Source organism: Sphingopyxis sp. L1A2A, assembly GCF_005502465.1.
In the GTDB taxonomy this organism is placed as follows: Bacteria; Pseudomonadota; Alphaproteobacteria; order Sphingomonadales; family Sphingomonadaceae; genus Sphingopyxis.
The window spans coordinates 68261-90014 of sequence record NZ_SCOT01000013.1; the positions used below are offsets into that span (position 1 = coordinate 68261).

Genomic DNA, 21754 nt, shown 5'->3' on the forward strand with positions numbered 1-21754 from the left:
CGCGTCGCCCCCGCGAAGGCGGGGGCCGCAAGCCGCCTAACGCTACGGCCCCCGCTTTCGCGGGGGCGACGGTTATAGAAAGGCCGCCGGATCACTCCGACGGCCTTTTTTGGCTTAGTTCGCCGCTTAGAGAGGTGGAGGATCCGTCCGGTAGCGCTTCAGGTCGCGAGACGATAGCTCTTCGATTCGTGCTATCCGATCAGGCGCAATCTTGCTGATTGATACGTCCAGATTGAATCCGGCACCACCCCTCTGAGCAACTCGCGATGCCGTTCTGTCACGCCCAATTTCCTTCTGGATCAATGATACGAAGGATTTAACACCGTCTTCAGCTAAACATTGCAATGCATTTATTGAGCGAGCCTCGCCAGACAATAGCCGTACCGAAATCTGGTGAGCTGCGACCAGCGGATCGAGAACTAGCGGTCGCAGGCCGCGATAGGCTGGCATTTTGTGGTGGCCAAAACTTCCGGATTTCTGGTTTTTGAAGAATATCCGACCTTTTTCGATCAGCGCTGCGCTATTAAAGGTAATGGCGATCAGCCTGTTGCGGCATTCGGTTTCGAAATCCTTCTGCCTCATAAGAATGCAGATTATGACGAGGCCTTCAAGGCAATCGATGGCCTCGTTTGCCCAAGTCAGCACTTCGCCACGACGGAGGGAATCCTCACGAAATTTTCGCCAAGTGAAGATTACGCCGAGCATCGCGACGACGAGCGACACTATTGCAATCGGGTCGTCCATTGGTTCCCCCTGCTAAAATTCCTCCGCAGCCCCCATCAGCCCCGCCAGCTTCCGCGGTGCCACCGCGAGCCAGCTCTTGCGCAGCCAGTCGCCGATCGCGTCCCAGTCGGTGTCGCCCAGGTCAAGCCGGATGCCGATCCAGCCGTCGCCGAAATAGGCGGGGCGGTAATAGCGATCCTCGTCCATCTCGATCAACGCCGCCTGTTCGTCAGCGCCGCTGATCTTGACCAGCAGCGCGATTTTGCCGTCGCCATGATGATCCTCGGTGAAATAGGCGAATTTCTTTCCCTTCACGATGCCGAAGCACGGCATGCCGTGCGACGTGACCTCGTCGGCCTCGGGCAGTGCCATTGCAAGCTCGCGGACGCGGTCGATCAGGTAATCGGGCGAACGCTCGCGCGTCACGAAAGCGGCAAGCGTTGGCGGATACAGCTGATGCTCGGCAATCCGCACCCGCGCCGCCAGTGTCTCGACGGTGTCGCCGGGCAGGATCGCGACCGGCGTCTGCGCCAGCACCGGGCCATCATCGACGCCGGGGGTGACGATATGGACGCTGCAACCGCCAAACTTGTCGCCCGCGTCGATCGCTCGCTGTTGGGTGTCGAGCCCCTTGTAGAGCGGCAGCAGGCTGGGGTGGATGTTGAGCATCTTGCCCGTCCAGCGCGCGACGAAATCGTCGCTCAGGATCCGCATATAGCCCGCGAGCGCGACGAAATCGGTCTTGGCGTCGCGCAACCGGGCATCGACCAGCGCGTCGAAGGCGTCGCGGTTCATGCCCTTGTGCGACAGGCTCCAGGTCGCGATGCCTTCGGCTGCGGCAATGGTCAGGCCCGGCGCGTCCGGATTGTTGCTGGCGACCAGCACGATCTCATAGGGGCAGGTGTCGGCTTTCGCGGCATAGAGCAGCGCCGCCATATTGGTGCCAGCGCCCGAAATCAGGACGGCGACTTTCGCTTTCACTTCTCCCCTCCCGCTTGCGGGAGGGGTCGGGGGAGGGCCTGTCCAAAAGGAGCGCCCCGAAACAGGCCCTCCCCTAACCCCTCCCGCAAGCGGGAGGGGGACTTTATGGCGTCAGCCATTATGCGTCGCGCTCCACGCGCCCATCGCGCTCCACGTCTCGGCGCCGCCGGTCACGGTGCAACCCTTGGCACCCTCGGCGATATGTCCGATCCGAAACACCGTCTCACCCGCGGCCTCAAGCGCCGCGGTCACGTCCGCAACATCGCTCTCGGCGACGACGACGGCCATGCCGACGCCGCAATTGAACGTCCGCGCCATTTCCTCAGGCTCGATATTGCCCTGCGCCTGCAGGAACGCCATCAACCGCGGCTGCTCCCAAGCGTCGGCATCGACATGCGCGTGCAAGGTTTTGGGCAGGATGCGCGGGATATTTTCGAGCAGCCCACCGCCGGTGATATGCGCCAGCGCGTGGATCCGGCCGGTCTTCACCAGCGGCAACAGGCTTTTCACATAGATGCGCGTCGGCGCCATCAGCGCGTCGATCAGCAGGACGGTCTGGTCGAACAGCGCCGGTCGGTCGAGCTTCCACCCCTTATCGGCGGCGAGGCGGCGCACCAGCGAAAAGCCGTTCGAATGGACGCCCGACGAGGCGAGGCCCAGGATGACGTCGCCTGCGGCAACCTTGTCGGCGGTCAGCACCTGATCGCGCTCGACCGCGCCGACGCAGAAGCCCGCAAGGTCATAGTCGCCGTCCGAATACATCCCCGGCATTTCGGCGGTCTCGCCGCCAATCAGCGCACATCCTGCCTGCTTGCACCCCTCGGCAATGCTCGCGACGACTTGCGTAGCGACGTCGTTGTCGAGCTTTGCGGTGGCGTAATAATCGAGGAAAAACAGCGGCTCGGCGCCCTGCACGACCAGGTCGTTGACGCACATCGCGACCAGATCGATCCCGACCCCGTCGTGCCGGCCCGACTCGATCGCGAGTTTGAGCTTGGTGCCGACGCCATCATTTGCCGCGACGAGCAGGGGATCGTTGAACCCGGCCGCCTTCAGGTCGAAAAAGCCGCCGAAACCGCCCAGGTCGGCATCGGCTCCGGGACGCCGCGTCGCTCGGGCGAGCGGGGCGATGGCACGGACCAGCGCATTGCCGGCGTCGATCGACACGCCTGACTGCGCATAAGTGTAAGAGGCGGGCGGGTTGTGCTTGGCATCCATGGCACGCGCGACTAACGGTTCCAGCCGACAAATGCCATGATTTCCTTGTCGGGGTCCGACAGATTTCCGTGTCGGGGTCCGACAGATTTCCTTGTCCGCGCGTGCGCTTTTGGGCAGAGCATAGAGAAGAGATGATTTCCACCGCTCCCCTTCCGTTCGCCCACCGGTTCAAAATCGTTGCGTTCCCGCGCGGTGGGCGCTGGGGTGTGCTTTTCGGCCTGTTCTTTGCGATTCTGCTTGTCGGCGTTGTCGAAGGACAGATCAGCCGCGGCGATCGCGGCATCACGCCGATCAACAGCAGCGGCGATTTCCTGGCCAGCGGCATATTGGTCGATGTCACCGGCGACAATGCCGACGACGCGCGGACCAAGGGCTGGCGCGAGGCGCAGCGCAAGGGATGGACCCAGCTCTATCGCAAACTGAACGGCAGCGATGGCCCCGCGCTCGGCGATTCGGTGCTCGATGGCATCGTCACCGCGATCGTCGTCGAACAGGAACAGATCGGCCCGCGCCGCTATGTCGCGCGGCTCGGCGTGCAATTCGACCGCGTGCGTGCCGGGCAGATTTTGGGGGTCAGCGGCCGGACGCTGCGCTCGCCGCCCTTGCTCGTCATTCCCGTCTATTCGATCGACGGCATCCCGCAGGTGTTCGAACAGCGCAGCGCGTGGCAGCGCGCCTGGGCCGAGTATAATACCGGGCAAAGCGCGATTGATTATGTCCGCACCGCGGGCACGGGCGCCGACACATTGCTGATCAACGCCGGGCAGACCGGGCGCCGCGGGCGCGTCTGGTGGCGCGTCATCCTCGACCAATATGGCGCCGCCGACGTGCTGACCCCGATCGCGCGCGTCGAATACAGCTATCCCGGCGGGCCGATCAAAGGCATTTTTACGGCGCGTTTTGGCCCTGACAACAAGCTGATCGGCGGCTTCACCATGACCGGTCCCAGCCCCGCGGCGCTGCCCGACATGATGGAAAAGGCCGTCGCGCGGATGGACAGCCTGTACACGGCTGCGCTCGCCGAGGGCGTGCTCCGCACCGACACCTATCTTGTGCTCGAAAAGCCGGTCGAGCGCGAAGACCTGCCCGACGAGATCGCGGCGACCGACGAGGATGCGCTGCCCAGCGAGATCGACAGCAGCGTGCCGACCACCGCACCCGCCGGGGTGCAGAGCTTCACCGTCCAGTACAGCTCGCCCGACGTCGAATCGGTGACCGCCACCGAACGCGCGGTCGGCGGCATCGCGGGGGTCCAGTCGGCATCGACCACCAGCCTCGCGCTTGGCGGCACGTCGGTGATGCGCGTGACCTTCCGCGGCGACATCGCGGCGCTCAGCGCGGCGCTCGCGGCGCGCGGTTACAAGGTGCAGGAAGGCGGCAGCACGCTGCGGATCAGCCGCTGATGGCGCGTTCCACCAGCCAGATCGCTCTGCCGCTCGACTGGAGCGCCGGGGGCAGCAACGACGCTCCGCTGGTCGTCGGGACCAGCAACGCCGACGCAATCCGCTATCTGCGCCACGTCGCGACCTGGCCGGTGCGGACCGCGGTGCTGACCGGGCCGCGCGGGTCGGGGCGCAGTCTGATCGGTCGGCTCTTTGCCGCGGAAACCGGCGGCCGAGTGATCGACGGGCATGGCAGCCTGTCCGAAGAAGAGATTTTTCACGCCTGGAACGCCGCGCAATCGTCGAACATCCCGCTGCTGATCATCGCCGACGCACCGCCGTCCGAATGGGGCATTGCCTTGCCCGATCTCGCCTCGCGGCTGCGTGCGGTGCCGGTGCTGACGATCGCCGAGCCCGACGATTGCCTGGCGCGCGACCTGATCGAGGCCCTGTTCGCGCAGCGCGGTATCGCGCTCGCGCCCGAGGTCGCCGCCTATATCGTGCCGCGGATGGAGCGCAGCTATGCGATGGTGCACCGCATCGTCGCGGCGCTCGACGCTGCGTCGCTCGAACAGGGGCGGCGCGTCGGCATCCGTCTTACGCGTGAAACATTACTGTCACAGGGGCTGATCGATCCCGATCTCCTTGAAAGGCAGGAAACAGGCACATGTCAGTAACAGGCCAGCCCCTTCGCGCCGACAATGACGCCAATCGGGGGATCCCGTCCTTCGGACCCGAACGTTTTTTCAACCGCGAGCTCAGCTGGCTGGCGTTCAACCGGCGGGTGATGGAAGAGGCGCGCAACCCCGCCCATCCGCTGCTCGAACGGCTGCGTTTCCTGTCGATTTCGGGCAGCAACCTCGATGAATTTTTCATGGTCCGCGTCGCGGGTCTGAAGGGGCAGCAGTTGCAGGGGATCGATGACCCCTCGGCCGATGGCCGGTCGCCGGGACAACAGCTGGCGGAGATCGAGGCCGAGGTGAACCGCCTCGTCGATCAGCAGCAAAGCGAGTGGCAGCGGCTGCACAAACTGCTCGGTGAACAGGGCATCGTCGTCCACGGTACCGGCTCCGACCGCGAGGCGCTGCGCACCGCACTCCGCCAATATTTCATCGACCAGATTTTCCCGATCCTGACCCCGCAGGTGCTCGATCCGGCGCATCCCTTTCCGTTCATCCCCAATCGCGGGCTGGGGATTATTTTTGATCTGCAGCGCCAGGCGACGGGCGAAACGGTGCGCGAACTGGTGTTGATTCCCGCCGCGCTGCCGCGGTTCGTGGCGGTGCCGGGGCAGGTGCGGGCGTTCGTACCGATCGAATATCTGATCGAGATTTTCGGCGACCTGCTGTTCCCCGGCTTCACCATCCGCTCGCTCGGGGTGTTTCGCATCATTCGCGACAGCGACATCGAGCTTGAGGAAGAGGCCGAGGATCTCGTCCGCCTGTTCCGCACCGCGATCCGCCGCCGCCGCCGCGGCCGCGTCATCCTGCTCGAACTCGAAGCCGATATGCCCGGCGAGATTGCCGCGGTGCTGGGCGCCGACATTCAGGGGCATGAAGCGATCGTGGCCAAGATCGGCGGTTTCATCGGGCTCGCGGCGCTGTCGGCGCTGGTTGACGTCGATCGGCCCGACCTCAAATTCCCCGCTTACTCGGCGCGTTTTCCCGAACGTATCCGCGAACATGGCGGCGATTGTTTCGCCGCGATCCGCAGCAAGGACATCCTTGTCCACCATCCCTATGAAAGTTTCGAGGTCGTTCTCGCCTTTCTGCGGCAGGCGGCGGCCGACCCCGATGTCGTGGCGATCAAGCAGACGCTCTATCGTGCCGGCGACCAGTCGCCGGTGATCCGCGCGCTGATCGAGGCCGCCGAGGCGGGCAAGTCGGTGACCGCGGTGGTCGAGCTGAAGGCACGCTTCGACGAGGAGCAGAATCTGCTCTGGGCGAACCAGCTCGAACGCGCCGGGGTGCAGGTCGTCTACGGCTTCATCGAGTGGAAGACGCACGCCAAAATCTCGATGGTTGTGCGCCGCGAAGGGCAGGGATATCGCACCTATTGCCACTTCGGCACCGGCAATTATCATCCGGTGACGGCGCGCATCTATACCGACCTCAGCTTCTTCACCGCCGATCCGCGCGCCGGGCGTGACGCGGCGCAGCTGTTCAACTATATCACCGGCTATGTCGAACCCGAACGGCTCGACATGATCACGATGTCGCCGCTCAACATGCGCGCGCATCTGTGCGACCTGATCGACGCCGAAATCGCGGCGGCCAGCGTCGGCCAGCCGTCGGGGGTGTGGGCCAAGATGAACAGCCTCGTCGATCCCGACATCATCGACAAACTTTACGAAGCGAGCGCAGCCGGGGTGCCGGTCGAACTGATCGTGCGCGGCATCTGTTGCCTGCGGCCGGGGGTGCCCGGGCTGTCGGAGACGATCCGGGTCAAATCGGTCGTCGGCCGTTTTCTGGAACATAGCCGGGTGTGGGCCTTCGCCAACGGCGCGGCGCTGCCGCATCAGCGCGCCAAACTGTATATCAGCAGCGCCGACTGGATGCCGCGCAACTTCGATCGCCGGGTCGAATATATGATCCCGATCGAAAACCCGACCGTCCACGATCAGATCCTCGATCAGGTGCTGGTCGCGAACCTGATCGACAATGAACAAAGCTGGGTGTTGCAACCCGACGGCGTCTATGCGCGGACAACGCCAGACGACAAGCCGTTCAATCTGCATCATTATTTCATGAACAACCCATCGTTGTCGGGTCGCGGGACGGCGCTGCACAAACGCCAGGACGTCCCGACGCTCGCCTTCACGATGCGCGAGGTCTGACGGTTTGGCATTGCTGCGTTCCTCGAAGCCGGCGGTCCACCGCTCGGCGGTCATTGATATCGGCTCGAACTCGGTCCGTCTTGTGGTCTATGAAGGACCGGCGCGCGCGCCCGCGGTGATTTTTAACGAAAAGGTCGCGGCCGGGCTGGGCCGCGGGCTCGCGATCGACGGCCGCATCGCCGCCGAAGATGCGGCGCGCGGCCTGACCGCGCTCCGGCGTTATGCGCTGCTCGCCAAACATATGGAGGTTAAGAACCTGCAATGCGTGGCGACCGCCGCGGTGCGTGACGCGGAGAACGGTCCCGAATTCATTGCCGCTGCGGCCGAGGCAGGACTGAAGATTCGCCTGCTGTCTGGCGAAGAGGAGGCGGAAGCGGCGGGTTACGGCGTGCTGTCGGCGATTCCCGACGCACACGGCATCGCGGTCGATCTGGGCGGCGGCAGCCTCGAGCTTGCCGAGGTCGCCAAGGGACAGGTCGGGCGTCGCGCGTCCTTCCCGCTTGGCGTGCTGCGTCTGCCCGCGCTGCGCAAGGACGGGCAGCAGAATTTCGAGCGTGCGGTGCGCAAGATGTTGCGGATGGCGGGATGGCCCGACGGCATGACGGGGCTGCCGCTCTATCTGGTTGGCGGATCATGGCGCGCGCTGTCGCGTCTCGATCTGGAACTGACGCAGGATCCGCTCGCAGTGCTCGACCAGCACAGCCTGCCGCGCGCGGCGTTGCGGCGCCTCGTCCGCGCCACCAACCGGCTGACCTTCGAAGAGTTGCGCGCGATCCCCGGTATGGCGTCGAACCGCGCCGCCGCCTTGCCCGACGCGGCCGCCTTGCTCGCGGCGCTGGTCAACATCCTCGACGTCCCGGAAATGACCGTGTCGTCGTCGGGGTTGCGCGAAGGGCTGCTCTATCAGGCGCTCGACGCCGAAACGCGCGCGCAGGATCCGCTGATCGTCGCCGCCGAATTCGAAGGCCGCCGGCTTGCGCGTTTTGCGCCGCATGGCCGCGCCATCACCGAATGGATCGCGCCGCTGTTTACCGGCGAGGCGCCCGCCGACAACCGCGTCCGGCTCGCCGCCAGCCTGCTCAGCGACGTCGCCTGGTCGGCCAATCCCGACTTTCGCGCCGAACGCGGGACAGAGATCGGGCTGCACGGCAACTGGCGCGGCATCGATATTCCCGGCCGCATCCTACTGGCGCGCGCGCTGCACGCCGGGTTCGGCGGCGCCGACAGCGATTTTCCCGACATGGGGCCGCTGGTGGCGTCCGACCGGCTGGCGCGGGCGCGGCAATGGGGGCTGGCGATCCGGCTGGCGCAGCGGTTGACCGGCGGGGTCGAGGCGCCGCTGAAGGCCAGCCATATCGCGCTGGTCGACGGCAAGCTGCGGCTCAGCCTCGATCATGGCTGGCATCATCTGGCGGGCGAATCGGTCGAGCGCCGCCTGCGCTCGCTGGCGCAGGCGCTCGATGCCAAAGCCGAACTGGTGATGCTTTAGACCCACTTCGTCATCCCGGCGAAGGCCGGGATCCCGCCCTTGCGCCCCGACGAAGCATAGAGATCCCGACCTTCGCGGGATGACGATATACGGGTAGGAAAAGGTCAGCCCTCGGCCGCGGTCGCGGCGTCGATTTCGCTCATTACCAGCTTGCCATGCTTGACCGCGAACCCCATCCGGCCCTCGACCAGGTCGAGCGCGGCGTGACCGAACACATCATAGCGCCAGCCCTGCAGCATCGCGATCCCCTCGCGTCCGCCGGCGGCCAGCGCCTCCAGATCATCGCTGCGCGCGATCAGCCGCGACGCCACGTTCAATTCGCGGGCGCGAATCTTGAGCAGCAGCTTGAGCAGGTCGGCGACGAGCACGCCTTCCTTGCCAAGCCCCGGGCCGCGCGGGGCGCGGTCGGGCATGTCGTCCTTGTCCATCGGCCGGGCATTGGCGATCGCATCCATGAGCCGCGCGCCGATGTCGTTGCTGCGCCAGGTCGCCGACAGCCCGCGGACGCGGCCCAGGCCGTCCTGATCCTTGGGCGGATGCGCCGCCAGATCGGCGAGTGTCTCGTCCTTGACGATGCGCCCGCGCGGCAGGTTCTTCGACCGCGCCTCGCGTTCGCGCCATGCGGCGAGCGACTGGAGCCGACCGAGGACGTCGGGTTTGCGCGACGGAATCTTGATCCGGTGCCACGCCTTGTCGGGATCGACGCTGTAATTGGCCGGATCGGCGAGCTTTTCCATTTCCTCGTCGAGCCAGTGACCGCGGCAGGTCTTGACCAGCTTGTCGAGCATCATCGGGAAAATCTTGGCGAGATGGGTGACGTCGCCCACCGCATAGTCGATCTGGCGCTTGTCGAGCGGGCGGCGGCTCCAGTCGGTAAAGCGCGCGCCCTTGTCGAGTTGCAGCCCGATCCACGCCTCGACCAGGTTTGAATAGCCGACCTGTTCGGCCTGACCGATCGCCATCTGGCCGATTTGGGTGTCAAAGATCGGATGCGGGGTCTTGCCGGTCAGGTTGAAGATGATTTCGACATCCTGGCCGCCGGCGTGAAAGACCTTGAGCATATCCTCATTGCCGACGAGCAGGTCGAGCAACGGCTTCAGATCCATGCCGGGCGCCAGCGGGTCGATCGCCGCGGCATGCTCGCGGTCGGCAACCTGGATCAGGCAAAGCTCTGGCCAGAAAGTATTTTCGCGCATGAATTCGGTATCGACCGCGATAAAATCGCTGTTCCGAATGAGGCCGCAGAAATCGGCGAGCGCGGCGTTGGTTTCGATCAACGGATGGACTTGCATAGCGCGCCTATACAGCTAGTTGGAAACAACGGGCAGGAAAAATTGCCCGGGCTCTTCGGGTCGCGGAACCGGAATACCGGTCAGGGGAAAAACGAAGGGATTTGGGGCATGTTCTGGCTCGGTTGGGCGCTCGCCGCGCTCGGGTTTCTGCTGCTTTTCGGCCAGTATCTGGCGGGGCAGGCGGATATTTTCGTGTCGATCGCCAATCCGCGGCCGCTCGATGAAGAATCGATGGTCGTGACGCTGAAGGGCTGGGGGTTTGCGGCACAGGCGGCGCAGCCGTTCGTGACCCCCGAATCCGACCACGGCCTGAGCGATGTCCGCATGTTCGCGACGCGGCGCCAGATGCTGGTCGCGATCGCCAGTTTCGGGTTCCTGCGTCCCGTCACCGTCGCATGGCGCGCCCACGCCGGTATCCTGCCGTTGGGAGACGCCTGATGCCGCTCGTGCGACTCGGCGACGAAGGGCGCTGGACCAACTACCATGGCACCGGCACTTGCGAGGCGGCGACGCGCTTTGCGCTGCGCAGCGGTGACGCGCCGCGCGGCCGCGACGAGATCGCGATCGCCGCCAGGTCGGTGCAGGACTGGCTGGCCGGGGCGGCGGCGGCGGCGCGCCGCGTCCGCCCGCTCGGCGCCGGCTGGTCGCCGTCGAACGTCAATATCGCCTCGCAATGCTGGCTGCTCCACACCCGGCGCTTCAACCGCTGTTTCCGTATCGACGCCGCCGACGTCCGCCCCGACGTCGATGCGCACGGGCTGATGCTGATCGAGGCGGGGGCGTTGGTCGATGAAGTGTCGGACAAGCTGGAGGCACAGGGGCGGTCGCTGTGGACAAGCGGCGCGGGCAATGGCCAGACGTTCGCGGGCGCCGCTGCGACCGGCACCCATGGGTCGATGATCGCCAGCGGCGGCATCCAGGATCATATCCGCGCGGTCCAGATCGTGACACCTGCGGGCATCCACTGGATCGAACCCGCCGCCGGGCTGATGCGCGATACCTTTGTCGCGGCGACCGGCTCGACGCCGCTGCGCGACGATGACTTGTTTGCCGCCGCGCAGTTACCCGTCGGCTCGCTCGGCATCGTCACCGCGCTGGTCGTCGGCAGCGTGCCGAAATTCCTCGTCCGTCCGATCCAGAATCTGCGCAAGGTCGATCGCGCGGCGCTGGGCTGGCTGGCGGCAGGGAATTTCCGCCGCTTCTCGGCGGCCTATGCGCTCGATCAGGAGCCCGATTTTGTCCAGATGATCGTCAACCCCTATAAGCCGTTCAAGCGCCCGGCGATGCTGCGTTTCCTGTATCGCGAGCCCTGGCGCGACGATTATCCGCGCGCCACGCCGGGCCAGCTGGGCGCGGGCTATGATGCGCTCAGCCTGCTCGGGCGGCTGCTCGACGATTATCCGTGGGCGCGCGGCGCGCTGCTGCAATTCGCGATGAAACAGGGCTATGCCAGCGGCCCCGACGTCGATGCCCCGCCGGTCTATGGCAGTTGGGGGGAGGGGCTCGACACGCACCGGCCGCTCGCCGACCTGTTCAACGCCTCGGTGACCATCGACCGTGCCGACCTCGCGCATGCGTTTGAACTGATCTGCGATGTCTATGCGCGCCATGGCGGTTCGACCGTCGTCACCGTGCGCTTCATGGCGCGCGCCGAGGGTCTGCTCGCCCCCGCGCGTTTCCCGCACAATGCGGTGATCGATTTCGACGGCCCGCGCAGCCAGCGCACCGCCACCGCCTATGCCCGCGTCGTCGAACGGCTTGATGCTGAGGGCATCGCTTTTACCCGGCACTGGGCGAAAAGCTGCCACCTCGACGCGGCGCGGGTCGCAGCCGACTATGGTGAGGATTTTCGGCGCTGGCGCAGCGCGCGGGATCGCCTGATCCCCGATCCCGCGCACCGCAAACTGTTCGGCAGCGCGGTGCTCGACGGGCTGGGGCTGACGTGTTGATTTGGCCTTCCACCTTGACAAATGCCGCGTCGCGCTGCCTTAGGCGCGGCCATATCGGCGCACAATTTTCGCGCGCTTCCAGACATTGAAAGACGATCAAATGCACGCCTATCGCACCCATAATTGCGGCCAGCTTCGCGCCGAACAGGTCGGCCAACCGGTCCGCGTCTCGGGCTGGGTGCATCGCAAGCGCGATCACGGCGGGCTGCTGTTCGTTGACCTGCGCGATCATTACGGCCTGACCCAGATTGTCGCCGACAGCAGCGATCCGGCGTTCGCGATCCTCGACGGGCTGCGCGCCGAAAGCGTCGTGACGATCACCGGCGACGTCGTCGCGCGTTCGGCGGAAACGACCAACACCAACCTGCCGACCGGCGCGATCGAAGTCCGTGCGCGCGACGTTACCGTCCAGTCGGCGGCGATCGAACTGCCGATGCCGGTCGCGGGCGAACAGGACTATCCCGAGGATATCCGCCTGAAATACCGCTTCCTCGACCTGCGCCGCGACCGCCTCCACGCCAACATCATGCTGCGCTCGAACGTGATCGCGTCCTTGCGCCGCCGCATGGTCGAACAGGGCTTCACCGAATTTCAGACCCCGATCCTGACCGCCTCGTCGCCCGAGGGGGCGCGCGACTATCTGGTCCCCAGCCGCGTCCACCCCGGCAAATTCTATGCGCTGCCGCAGGCGCCGCAGATGTTCAAGCAGCTGCTGATGGTCGCGGGCTTCGACCGCTATTTCCAGATCGCCCCCTGCTTCCGCGACGAAGACGCGCGCGCCGACCGCTCGCCGGGTGAATTCTACCAGCTCGACTTCGAAATGAGCTTTGTCACCCAGGACGACGTCTTCAACGCTATCGAACCCGTCCTCGCAGGCGTGTTCGAGGAATTTGCGAACGGCAAGTCGGTCACCCCGGCGGGTTCGTTCCCGCGCATCCCGTACCGCGAGTCGATGCTGAAATATGGCAATGACAAGCCCGACCTGCGCAACCCGCTGATCATCACCGACGTCTCGGCGCATTTCACCGGCTCGGGCTTCGGCCGCTTCGCCGACATCGTCGCTGCAGGTGACGTGGTGCGCGCGATCCCGGCACCGGCGACCGCCGAAAAGAGCCGCAAATTCTTCGACGACATGAACAGCTGGGCGCAGGGTGAAGGCTTTGCGGGCCTTGGCTATGCGACCCGCAAGGGCGGCGAATGGGGCGGCCCGATCGCCAAGAACCATGGCAGCGACAAGATGGACGCGCTCGCCGCCGAACTCGGCACCGGTCCCGACGACGGCCTGTTCTTTGCCGCGGGCAAGGAAGCGACCGCCGCGAAGCTCGCGGGCCTCGCGCGCACCCGCGTCGCCGAGCAGCTCGACCTGATCGACCCCGGCAAGTTTGAAATGTGCTGGATCGTCGACTTCCCGATGTTCGAGGCCGACGAAGACACCGGCAAGATCGATTTCAGCCACAACCCCTTCTCGATGCCGCAGGGCGAACTTGAAGCACTGGAAACCAAAGACCCGCTCGACATCCTTGCGTGGCAGTATGACATCGTCTGCAACGGCGTCGAACTGTCGTCGGGCGCGATCCGGAACCATCGCCCCGACATCATGTACAAGGCGTTCGAGATCGCGGGCTACAGCCAGGCCGATGTCGATGCGAATTTCAGCGGCATGATCAACGCCTTCAAATTCGGCGCCCCGCCGCACGGTGGTTCGGCCCCCGGCGTCGACCGCATCGTGATGCTGCTCGCCGACGAACCGAACATCCGCGAAGTCGTCGTTTTCCCGATGAACCAAAAGGCCGAGGATCTGATGATGAACGCCCCGGCGCCGGTCAGCGACAAGCAGCTGAAGGAACTCGGCATCCGTATCGTGGACGGGCCGAAGGGCTGAGCGTGACGTTGGCGCCGCGCGAACACCGGCTGGACACCCCAGCCGGGGAGATGTGCTGGTTCGAATGGGGCACGCCGTCGGACGGCCCGTCGCTGCTGCTGCTCCACGCCACCGGCTTTCATGCGCGCTTGTGGGATCAGGTCGTCGCGGCCTTGCCGCCTGGCACGCATGTCATCGCGCCGGATCATCTGGGCCATGGACGCAGCGCCAAGCCCGCCTCGCTCGCCGATTGGGCCACGACCGCCGACGTTCTTTTGCCGCTGATCGATCGCTTCGTCGGCACACTGCTGGTCGGGTGCGGGCACAGCATGGGCGGCTATGTCCTCACGCGGCTGGCGGCCGAGCGGCCGGGCGCCTTCGCGCATCTGGTCCTGATCGATCCCGTCATCATGCCGCCCGAATTCTACGTCGGTGCGGCCGACCAGCCGATCCCCGATCCGGCCGATCATCCGGTGGCGCGGCGGCGCGCCCGGTGGGATGGGTGGGAGGCGATGAACGCGCATTTCGCATCGCGCCCGCCCTACGCGCATTGGCAGCCCGCGGTGCTTGCCGATTATTGCCGGCACGGCCTGCTCCGCGCTGCGGATGGCGAGGGCTGGGATCTGGCCTGCCCGCCCGCTCTGGAGGCGTCGGTCTATCAGAACGCGCTCCGCACCAATCCGCACGAATGGCTGGCGCGCGTCACCGCGCCGGTCAGCGTGATCCGCGCCCGGACCGGCGAACGTGCGGGCCATCTCGATTTCTCGCTCAGCCCGACCTGGCCCGGCCTTGGCGCGGCGCTGGGTGCGGTGCGCGACGAGCAATGGGCCGACCAGAGCCATTTCATCCCGATGGAAGCGCCGCCGCGGCTGGCCGATTTGATCGCCGAGGAAATCTGACCCCGGTGCCCTGGGGCGCTTTGACAGCGCCGCCGGGCTGCGATAGCCCGGCGCGGGCATGACAGGGGGCGATGATGATCGACGCGCGATGGGTTATTGGGGCCGCCTTGCTGTGCGTTACAGCGCCCGCAACCGCCGAAACGCTCACGATCAACGGGGCCGATCCCGCGGGCGCCAACGTCAATGATCTGATCCGCATTTCGGTCGAACGGTTCGAGGGCGAGGATGGTGCCGCTTTCGCCCAGCAGCTTGAGGCGGAGCTGGGCAATGCGCAATTCGGCGGCCGCCGCTTTTACCGGATCGTCGCCCCCGAATCGGGGGCGCCGACCGACGGCCTCGTCACCGGCACGACGCGGACCAGCGTCGATCACGTACCGGTCACCGAAAACCGCAAACGCTGCGTCGAATATGACCCCGCCGACAAGAAGAAGTGCCTGAAAGAGGTCGATGTCGACCTCCGGTGCCGCCGCCGCTCCGTGACCGTGACCACGACCGCGCGGCTGGTCGCGATCGGCGACGGGTCGATCCGCTATACGCGTCCGCTGACCGCCCGCGATCAGCAGACCTTGTGCCCCGACCGCTCGACCTCGCGCTCGGTCGACGAGTTCATTGCCGCCAGCCAGCGCGATCAGGTACGCGCGATCCGCCGCGACCTTGCCCCGCGCGACACGTCGCTCGATATCCGGGTCGAGGAAAGCACAAAGGGGCTGACGAAACCGGCGCAGGCCGCGTTCAAGGCCGCGGTGCGGCTGACCAAGACCGACCAGTTGGGCGCCTGCGCCGCCTGGACCGCACTCACCCGCGATGCCGAACCGACGGTGGCGCTCGCGTTTAACCTCGGCCTATGCGCCGAAATGCGCGGCGAGTTCGACGCCGCGATCGACTGGTATGGCGAGGCGCAGCGACAGGGTTCGCGCAGCGGCGCCATCCCCGACGCGCTGGCGCGGATCGACCGCCACCGGCGCGCGCTGGCCGACTGGGACGCCCGCCAGCGTCTGATGGTCGGCGAGTAAGTCCTTCCGGCGGCGCTGTGCCAGAAAATGACAGGCCCGCATCGCGCTTGGTAGGACGGCGCGGATTGCGCTAGAGAAGCGCCATGACCATCTCCCTTTCCGACTACGAATCCGGCGCCAGATTTGATGGCGATCATTCGGACGCGCTCAAAGCCTTGCAGGAACGGCTGGAGCGCGTGCAGGCGGCGCACATCACCCACGGCCAGCGCAGCGTCATCATGCTCGAAGGCTGGGACGCCGCGGGGAAGGGCGGCATCATCAAACGGATGACCGCATTGCTCGATCCGCGCTTTTTCGAGGTGTGGCCGATCAGTGCCCCGACCGATGAGGAAAAATCGCGCCATTTTCTGTGGCGATTCTGGAAACGCCTGCCCGGCAATCGCGAAATCTCGATCTTTGATCGCAGCTGGTATGGCCGCGTCCTGGTCGAGCGCGTCGAAGGCTTTGCGACCGAGGCCGAGTGGCGCAAGGGCTATGACGAAATCAACGAGTTCGAGGCGCAGCTGACCGGCAGCCGCACCAATCTCGTCAAAATCTTCGTCCATCTGACGCAGGACGAGCAGGACAAGCGCTTCGCCGATCGCCTCGACGATCCCTGGAAGCGGTGGAAGACCGGCGCCGACGACTATCGCAACCGCGCCCGGCGCAAAGACTATCTCGCCGCGATCGACGAGATGTTTGCGCAGACCAATACGCGCTGGGCGCCGTGGAAGGTGATCGACGGCAACAACAAAAAGGCGGCGCGCATCGCGGCGTTGACGCATGTGGTCGAAGTGCTGGAAGCCGCGGTGCCGATGACGCCCGCCGATCTCGACCCGGCGGTCGTCAAACTGGCCAGCAAGGCGTTCGGTTACAAGCCGAAAGACTAGGATTTTCGGCCCTCCTGGCTAGCAATCGGCAGCCCCAGTCGCTACATGGACGGGATGAGCCGCGCCAAAAGAACCGACGATTGGGGTTTTCCCCGCTGGCGCCCCTATGGCTCGGGCAATGAAGCGCAACAGGTTCGCTTGTGCGACCGCCATGGCTGCACCACCCCCGGCAACTGCCCGGCGCCCAAGTCGCCGAACAGCCCCGAACGCTGGTATTTTTGCGAAACCCACGCCGCCGAATATAACCGCGGCTGGGATTATTTTGAAGGCTTGAGCGCCGAAGACGCCGCGGCGCGCGCCGCCGAGGAAATGCAGGGCGCCCGCAGCTATGCCAAGGCGCAGCATTATGCCTGGGGCGGTCCCGGCGACGGCACGCGCAGCAGCGACGAAATGCGCGCGCTCGACGTCCTCGACCTGGAACCCGACGCCGATTTTGAGGCGGTCAAAAAGGCGTGGCGCGCGCTGGCCAAGGAAACCCACCCCGACGTCAAACCCGGCGATGCCGACGCCGCCAAGCGCTTCGCCGCCGGGCAGGCGGCGTTTGAAGTGCTGAAACAGGCCGAAGATCGCAAGAGCTGGAAACCGGCGTAACGTTTCGGGCGTCGCCCAGGCACCAGTGTACCGGTGACTCCGACCTGATTGACGACTCGTCGCGATGCGCCTTTATCAAGGCGGGATCGATTGCGATCGAGCGAAGGGGCGAACATGCGGATCATCGGCGGACTATTCATCAGTGCGGCACTGGCGACATCGGCGCTGGCCGAGCCACTGGCATATCAAAATGGTCTGAGCCGGGTCGACGGTGTCGTCGGGCTGGGGCTGACCATTCCATTGGGCGGCACCCGCCAAAAAGCGCCGCCGCGCGTCGAACTGCGCCTGACCCGCGACATGGTGAGCATCGACGGCACCCGGCTGTCGAACCACGGCATCCCCCTGAACGAGACGCGGATCGGCGTTTCGCTGGAGCGCGACAACCGGCTTTTGCTCAACGGGCGACCGATCGAGACGGCACGGCGCAACAATGTGTCGACCGTCGGCTGGATCGCGATCGGGGCCGGCGTGGTCCTGATCGGCGGCGCGGTGCTGCTCGCCGACGCCGCGCGCGACGCATCGGAATAGCCCGGCCAGACTACCGAAGCTGGCGCGCTATTCGCGACGGGCCAAGGTGGCATTCTGATAGTTCAGAACAGGCCAATGACTGGAAACGACCGATAGGCGACCATCGCTTCTCCCCTCCCTTTTAGGGAGGGGCTGGGGGTGGGTAGCCGCCGAAGGCGGCGCTCTGCCTCGGCTCGCTTCGCTCGCACCCACCCCTAACCCCTCCCTAAGAGGGAGGGGAATGTCTCAAAACCACCCCAAAGCGGCCATCCGCCGCTCGAAAAAAACGCTGTCCTACATTATTCCGCTGTGCCAGCCTTCATCGCAGCTCTTTCAATTTGTCAGCAAAAGCGGTCGCCGCTCGGCTTTCGGATCCACCCAAGATTCGGGCGCAGCCTGTCCGCCGAACAGGACAAATCGGGCGCTGCACTAGGCTGAACTTTCCTGAACTTTGGCATGATGGCCCGGCCCACACGCCGACCGGATCGCGGCCCCGGCCCGGGATAACCGAACACGGCAATGCCCACTCTCCACCCCAAAGCAGGCATTGGCCTTATGAGTAAATACACCCATCCAGCCCGTCACGCCGCACCTGGCCGATGCGAGCGCGGATGGTGTTGCCGTAACGGCGGGTAAAGCCCGACGGGCTGACCGCCTCGCGTTTCTTGGGCAGCGGCAGGATTGCCGCGATGCGCGCGGCCTCGGCCGGGGTCAGCTTGCCCGCGCCATGGTTGAAATACCGCTGCGCCCCCGCCTCGACGCCATAGGTGCCGATGCCGGTCTCGGCGACGTTCAGATAGACCTCCATGATCCGCCGCTTGCCCCAGATCTTCTCAATCAGAAAGGTGAACCACACCTCGGGCACCTTGCGGACATAGCGCGTCCAGCCGCTGCCCTGCCACAGGAACACATTCTTCGCGGTCTGCTGGCTGACCGTCGATCCGCCGCGCATCCGCTTGCCCTTGGCGTTGCGCTCGATCGCCTCTTCGATCGCTTCGGTGTCAAAGCCGTTGTGGGTACAGAATTTGCCGTCCTCGGCCGCAATCACCGCGCGCACCATGTTGCGGTCGATGCCGGACAGGCTGGTCCAGTCCTTGGTGATCCCGCTGCTGTCGGCCAGCATCGTGAACGTCACCGGCGGCGGCGCCACCGCATAGACCAGCACCCACAGCACCGAGATGGCAAGGAACCACAACAGCCATTTCACCGGCCGCAGATACCAGGGGAGCTTGCGGCGCTTGGTGCGTTTCTTGGCGGCAGTCGTCATCGCATCGTCCGTATCGGACGACATGGCATCAGAACAAGGGTAATTCGACGGCGACGACTTCGCCCGTTTCCAGCCGGGCCTTACCGGTCAGCCGCATGTCGTTTCCGGGCTTCAGATCGACCAGCATTTCCTGGAAATTGCCGCCCTCGGCGACGATGATCGGCAGCTGCATCGTCGTGCCCTGCCGCGTCACGGTGCCAAAGGATCGGCTGCTGCTCGAGCGCAGGTCGAGCGCGCCGCTATCGACATTGACGTCGCGGACCTCGAACGAAAAGGACAGCAGCCGCCGCGACAGCGGATCGTCCCGGTCGCGGTCGATCGGGGGCAGCGTCAGCCGGTCGCGCTTGCGTTCGGCAAAGCGCAGCAGCGTCGCGCTTTGTTGCAGCGCCGGGTTGCTCGAGCCCATCATCGCCTCGATCATCCCGCGGTGCAGCGCGGGGTCTTCGGCCGCCGCATACAGCTCGCGCGCCGCCGCGACGCGCTCGCTGTCGCTGCCCTTGGCGACCGCATCCTGAAATTGCAGCAGCAGCTTCTGGTTTTGCGGCAGCGGCAATATCTTGGTCTGGATCGGCGCCAGGATCGGCAGGAAGGCGACCGCCGCGCCGCGCTCGTTGCCCTTGTCGTCGGGGACGGCAAATTGCTGCAAGCCCCAGATGGTGCCCATAATCAGCGCAAAAATGCCGGTATGAAACATGCCGCGCCGCGCGAAACTGGCGCGGCGTAGCGCAAAGCACAGGATGAAACCGGCGATGCCGGCCGCCATCAGCCACAGCGAATAATTGCCGATCGGTGTCGCCATGTCGCCGGCCAGCCCCAGGATCAGCGAAAACACCGACCAGGCGGCCAGCTTGTCGCCGCCTTTGCTCTGATCCGCCGCCACCTGGGTGACAGGTGCCGCCGTCGATGCAGCGGCGGTCGCGCTTTCTGTGCTCATTGGTCCCCCCGATCATGCTCCGCGCGGCGGGCGCCGCCGCCCGCCGCCGATTCCGGTTTTGCCGTCACGGCTGCTTCGGCGGCTCGTCGTCCTTCTTGTCCTTGGCCGCGTCGATCGCGTCATTGGCCTTGGCGGCGGCGTCCTTCGCCGCGTCGCTCGCCTTGGCCGCCACGACCTTTGCCGCGTCGGTGGCATCGGCGGCGAGTGAGCGCATCTTCGCCTCGGCCTCGGCTTCCTTGCCGCTCATCACCAGCCACGCCATCACCGCAGCGGCGATCAGCGACAGCATCGCCAGCCAATAGCCGAAGTGCCAATTCACCTGGATCATCGCCAGCGCGGCCTGATCCATGCTACCGTCCGACCCGTTCTTGGCCGCTTCGGCCATGATCGCATCCTTGCTGTAACGATAAGTGCCGACAAAGATCAGCACCAGCGCGGCGACCGAGGTGCCGAGCACCAGCTTGGCGGCCTCGCGCCCCTTGGTGAACAGCAGGAAAAGCCCGGCCGCGATCGCGAGCAGCGCCAGGATCAGCCAAAAATTCATCGATGCGCCATCACCGGCGCTGGCCGCCTGCCCCATGGCCGAGATGCGGCCAAAGGCAAGCCCGAAACCGCTCGCTTCGGCAATTTTCTGGTCGGAACAGCTAACGGTCATCCATGGCAACAGGAACGCCAGCAGCGCGATGCCCTTGGGAATACGGATCCATTTCCACATGATATGTCCCCTCTTCGCTCAACCCGGATAAGAGGCTAGTCAATTGCGCCCGCGAGTCAAATTATCGGCGGTGTCAAACATGATCACCGCATATGCGGGCGGCAGGCCGTCGATCGCGCGGGGCGCCGCCGCCTGCCACGCTTTCCCTTCGCTAAAGCCGGCCCTATCGGCGTAGCGCCCGACAATCCGCCCGGCGCCAAAGCGATAGGGCAGGCCTTCGCCGTCGAGCGGCGCGGCGTGGTCGGCGATATGGAAATGCAGGTGGGGCTGGGTGACGTGGCCCGACGATCCGACGCGCCCGATCACCTGTCCGCGCCGCACCCGCATCCCGGGCTTGATCCCGATGCCGGGCGCCAGATGCTGATAAAAGGCGTAGCGGCCGTCGGGCAACCGCAGCACGATCATCGCTCCCGTTTCATCCTCGACGCTGGCGGGGGCGCCGGGCGCGGCGCCATCCTTGACCGTGACGACCTCGGCGTCGGCCACCGCCAGCACATCGGCGCCCGATCCGTCGGCGGCGACGTCAGTGCCGGTCGAGCCGGGGTCGAAGCCCACCGCCGGCATCCAGTCGATCGCGTGCCGCCCGGGCAGTCGCACCCGGCCGCTGACCGCATAGGGAAAGCGGCGATGGCCATTGTCGACGTCGGGCAGCGCGACCGCGGTCCACGGCCCACCGCGCAGCGGCGCGCCCAGCGTCGCTGCGAAGGCGCGCACCGGCGTGAATTCGCCGCCCGCGATCGTCACGCTAGCGCCCGTCCGCCCGGGCCGCATCGGCGTCAAACTGATCCGGTGTAACAGCGGTTTGAAGTCGCCACCCGGCCAGCGAACCGACAGGTAAAAGATTGCGCGGCCGCCCGGCGCGATCTCGGTGGCGCCGCCCGCCTGCGCGCCGATCCGGCGCATCACGCCAACGGGGTCGATCCGCGCCAATCGCGCGCCGTCCGCCGCGGCGCAGAGGTCGATCGCGGCAACCGCCAGCGGCTGCGCGGCGAAATTGGTCGCGTGCAATTCGTAAACCAGCCGATCCTCGCCATCGATCCGGGCGATCGACGGCACATAAGGCACCTCGAGGTGGAGCGACTGATAGGGACGCACCACCGCGGGTTGATCGGCGGGGGCGGCGGCGCCCACGGGGGATGCGCTGATCGTGCGCAACCGCGGCGCCGTCCACCGCATCCCCTTCACGACGATCGACTGGATTGGCGCGGCGGGCGATTATGCCGAGATC

Annotated in this window: 20 protein-coding genes; 12 read left to right on the top strand and 8 right to left on the bottom strand. The window is 65.8% G+C overall.

The window, feature by feature from the left end; genetic code table 11:
* Positions 1-126 precede the first annotated feature (126 nt).
* The 3 genes from FFS68_RS09960 to purM all read right to left on the bottom strand — a co-directional run bounded on the left by FFS68_RS09960 (position 127) and on the right by purM (position 2922).
* Positions 127-744, bottom strand: coding sequence for a hypothetical protein (locus FFS68_RS09960; RefSeq protein ID WP_137753035.1), 618 nt, complete (start codon positions 742-744; stop codon positions 127-129).
* Positions 745-756: 12 nt separating this feature from the next.
* Positions 757-1704: a phosphoribosylglycinamide formyltransferase gene (purN, locus tag FFS68_RS09965; protein WP_137753036.1), complete on the bottom strand. Its 948-nt coding sequence runs from the start codon at positions 1702-1704 to the stop codon at positions 757-759.
* Between the two features lie 111 nt (positions 1705-1815).
* Positions 1816-2922, bottom strand: coding sequence for a phosphoribosylformylglycinamidine cyclo-ligase (purM, locus tag FFS68_RS09975; protein ID WP_137753037.1), 1107 nt, complete (start codon positions 2920-2922; stop codon positions 1816-1818).
* Positions 2923-3053: 131 nt separating this feature from the next.
* Here purM and FFS68_RS09980 point away from each other — a divergent pair, with 131 nt between their 5' ends.
* From FFS68_RS09980 to FFS68_RS09995, 4 genes are read left to right on the top strand one after another with little or no spacing between them, the layout of a single operon-like run.
* Positions 3054-4325 (top strand): heavy-metal-associated domain-containing protein, encoded by a 1272-nt coding sequence (locus tag FFS68_RS09980; RefSeq protein WP_137753038.1) that lies wholly within the window; start codon positions 3054-3056, stop codon positions 4323-4325.
* Positions 4325-4981 carry a chromosomal replication initiator DnaA gene (locus FFS68_RS09985; protein ID WP_137753039.1) on the top strand — a complete coding sequence of 219 codons (657 nt, stop codon included), beginning with the start codon at positions 4325-4327 and terminating at the stop codon, positions 4979-4981. The genes FFS68_RS09980 and FFS68_RS09985 overlap by 1 nt, the downstream gene beginning before the upstream one ends.
* Positions 4972-7140: an RNA degradosome polyphosphate kinase gene (locus FFS68_RS09990; protein ID WP_249340118.1), complete on the top strand. Its 2169-nt coding sequence runs from the start codon at positions 4972-4974 to the stop codon at positions 7138-7140. Before FFS68_RS09985 ends, FFS68_RS09990 begins: the two co-directional genes overlap by 10 nt.
* A 10-nt stretch (positions 7141-7150) precedes the next feature.
* Entirely contained in the window at positions 7151-8629 is a 1479-nt protein-coding gene (locus FFS68_RS09995) for a Ppx/GppA family phosphatase (RefSeq protein WP_349290382.1), read from the top strand.
* A 104-nt stretch (positions 8630-8733) separates the two neighbouring features.
* Here the strand turns inward: FFS68_RS09995 and rnd are convergent, their stop codons facing one another.
* A complete protein-coding gene (gene rnd, locus FFS68_RS10000) occupies positions 8734-9921 on the bottom strand; it encodes a ribonuclease D (protein ID WP_137753041.1) in 1188 nt (395 codons plus the stop codon).
* A gap of 108 nt (positions 9922-10029) precedes the next feature.
* Here rnd and FFS68_RS10005 point away from each other — a divergent pair, with 108 nt between their 5' ends.
* The 8 genes from FFS68_RS10005 (at position 10030) to FFS68_RS10040 (ending at position 17631) form a co-directional block, all read left to right on the top strand.
* On the top strand, positions 10030-10359 hold the full coding sequence (locus FFS68_RS10005; protein WP_137753042.1) for a hypothetical protein: 330 nt from the start codon (positions 10030-10032) through the stop codon (positions 10357-10359).
* Complete coding sequence (locus FFS68_RS10010; protein WP_171003814.1) at positions 10359-11870, top strand: FAD-binding protein; 1512 nt, start codon at positions 10359-10361, stop codon at positions 11868-11870. Before FFS68_RS10005 ends, FFS68_RS10010 begins: the two co-directional genes overlap by 1 nt.
* Before the next feature lie 100 nt (positions 11871-11970).
* A complete protein-coding gene (gene aspS / locus FFS68_RS10015; protein ID WP_137753044.1) occupies positions 11971-13752 on the top strand; it encodes an aspartate--tRNA ligase in 1782 nt (593 codons plus the stop codon).
* Between the two features lie 2 nt (positions 13753-13754).
* Positions 13755-14630, top strand: coding sequence for an alpha/beta hydrolase (locus FFS68_RS10020; RefSeq protein ID WP_249340119.1), 876 nt, complete (start codon positions 13755-13757; stop codon positions 14628-14630).
* 74 nt (positions 14631-14704) lie between these two features.
* Positions 14705-15643 (top strand): hypothetical protein, encoded by a 939-nt coding sequence (locus tag FFS68_RS10025; protein WP_137753045.1) that lies wholly within the window; start codon positions 14705-14707, stop codon positions 15641-15643.
* Positions 15644-15726: 83 nt separating this feature from the next.
* A complete protein-coding gene (locus FFS68_RS10030) occupies positions 15727-16512 on the top strand; it encodes a polyphosphate kinase (protein WP_137753046.1) in 786 nt (261 codons plus the stop codon).
* 54 nt (positions 16513-16566) lie between these two features.
* Positions 16567-17103 carry a J domain-containing protein gene (locus FFS68_RS10035; RefSeq protein WP_137753047.1) on the top strand — a complete coding sequence of 179 codons (537 nt, stop codon included), beginning with the start codon at positions 16567-16569 and terminating at the stop codon, positions 17101-17103.
* Between the two features lie 90 nt (positions 17104-17193).
* A complete protein-coding gene (locus FFS68_RS10040) occupies positions 17194-17631 on the top strand; it encodes a hypothetical protein (RefSeq protein ID WP_137753048.1) in 438 nt (145 codons plus the stop codon).
* Positions 17632-18163: 532 nt separating this feature from the next.
* On the opposite strand, the gene mtgA is transcribed toward FFS68_RS10040, so the two are convergent.
* The 4 genes from mtgA to FFS68_RS10060 form a co-directional block, all read right to left on the bottom strand.
* On the bottom strand, positions 18164-18877 hold the full coding sequence (mtgA, locus tag FFS68_RS10045; RefSeq protein WP_137753049.1) for a monofunctional biosynthetic peptidoglycan transglycosylase: 714 nt from the start codon (positions 18875-18877) through the stop codon (positions 18164-18166).
* Between the two features lie 28 nt (positions 18878-18905).
* Entirely contained in the window at positions 18906-19811 is a 906-nt protein-coding gene (locus FFS68_RS10050; RefSeq protein ID WP_137753050.1) for a hypothetical protein, read from the bottom strand.
* A gap of 64 nt (positions 19812-19875) precedes the next feature.
* Positions 19876-20526: a hypothetical protein gene (locus FFS68_RS10055; RefSeq protein ID WP_137753051.1), complete on the bottom strand. Its 651-nt coding sequence runs from the start codon at positions 20524-20526 to the stop codon at positions 19876-19878.
* A gap of 39 nt (positions 20527-20565) precedes the next feature.
* The gene (locus FFS68_RS10060) at positions 20566-21657 is read right to left on the bottom strand and encodes a M23 family metallopeptidase (RefSeq protein WP_171003815.1); all 1092 of its coding nucleotides are present in this window, start codon (positions 21655-21657) and stop codon (positions 20566-20568) included.
* Positions 21658-21754: the final 97 nt, after the last annotated feature.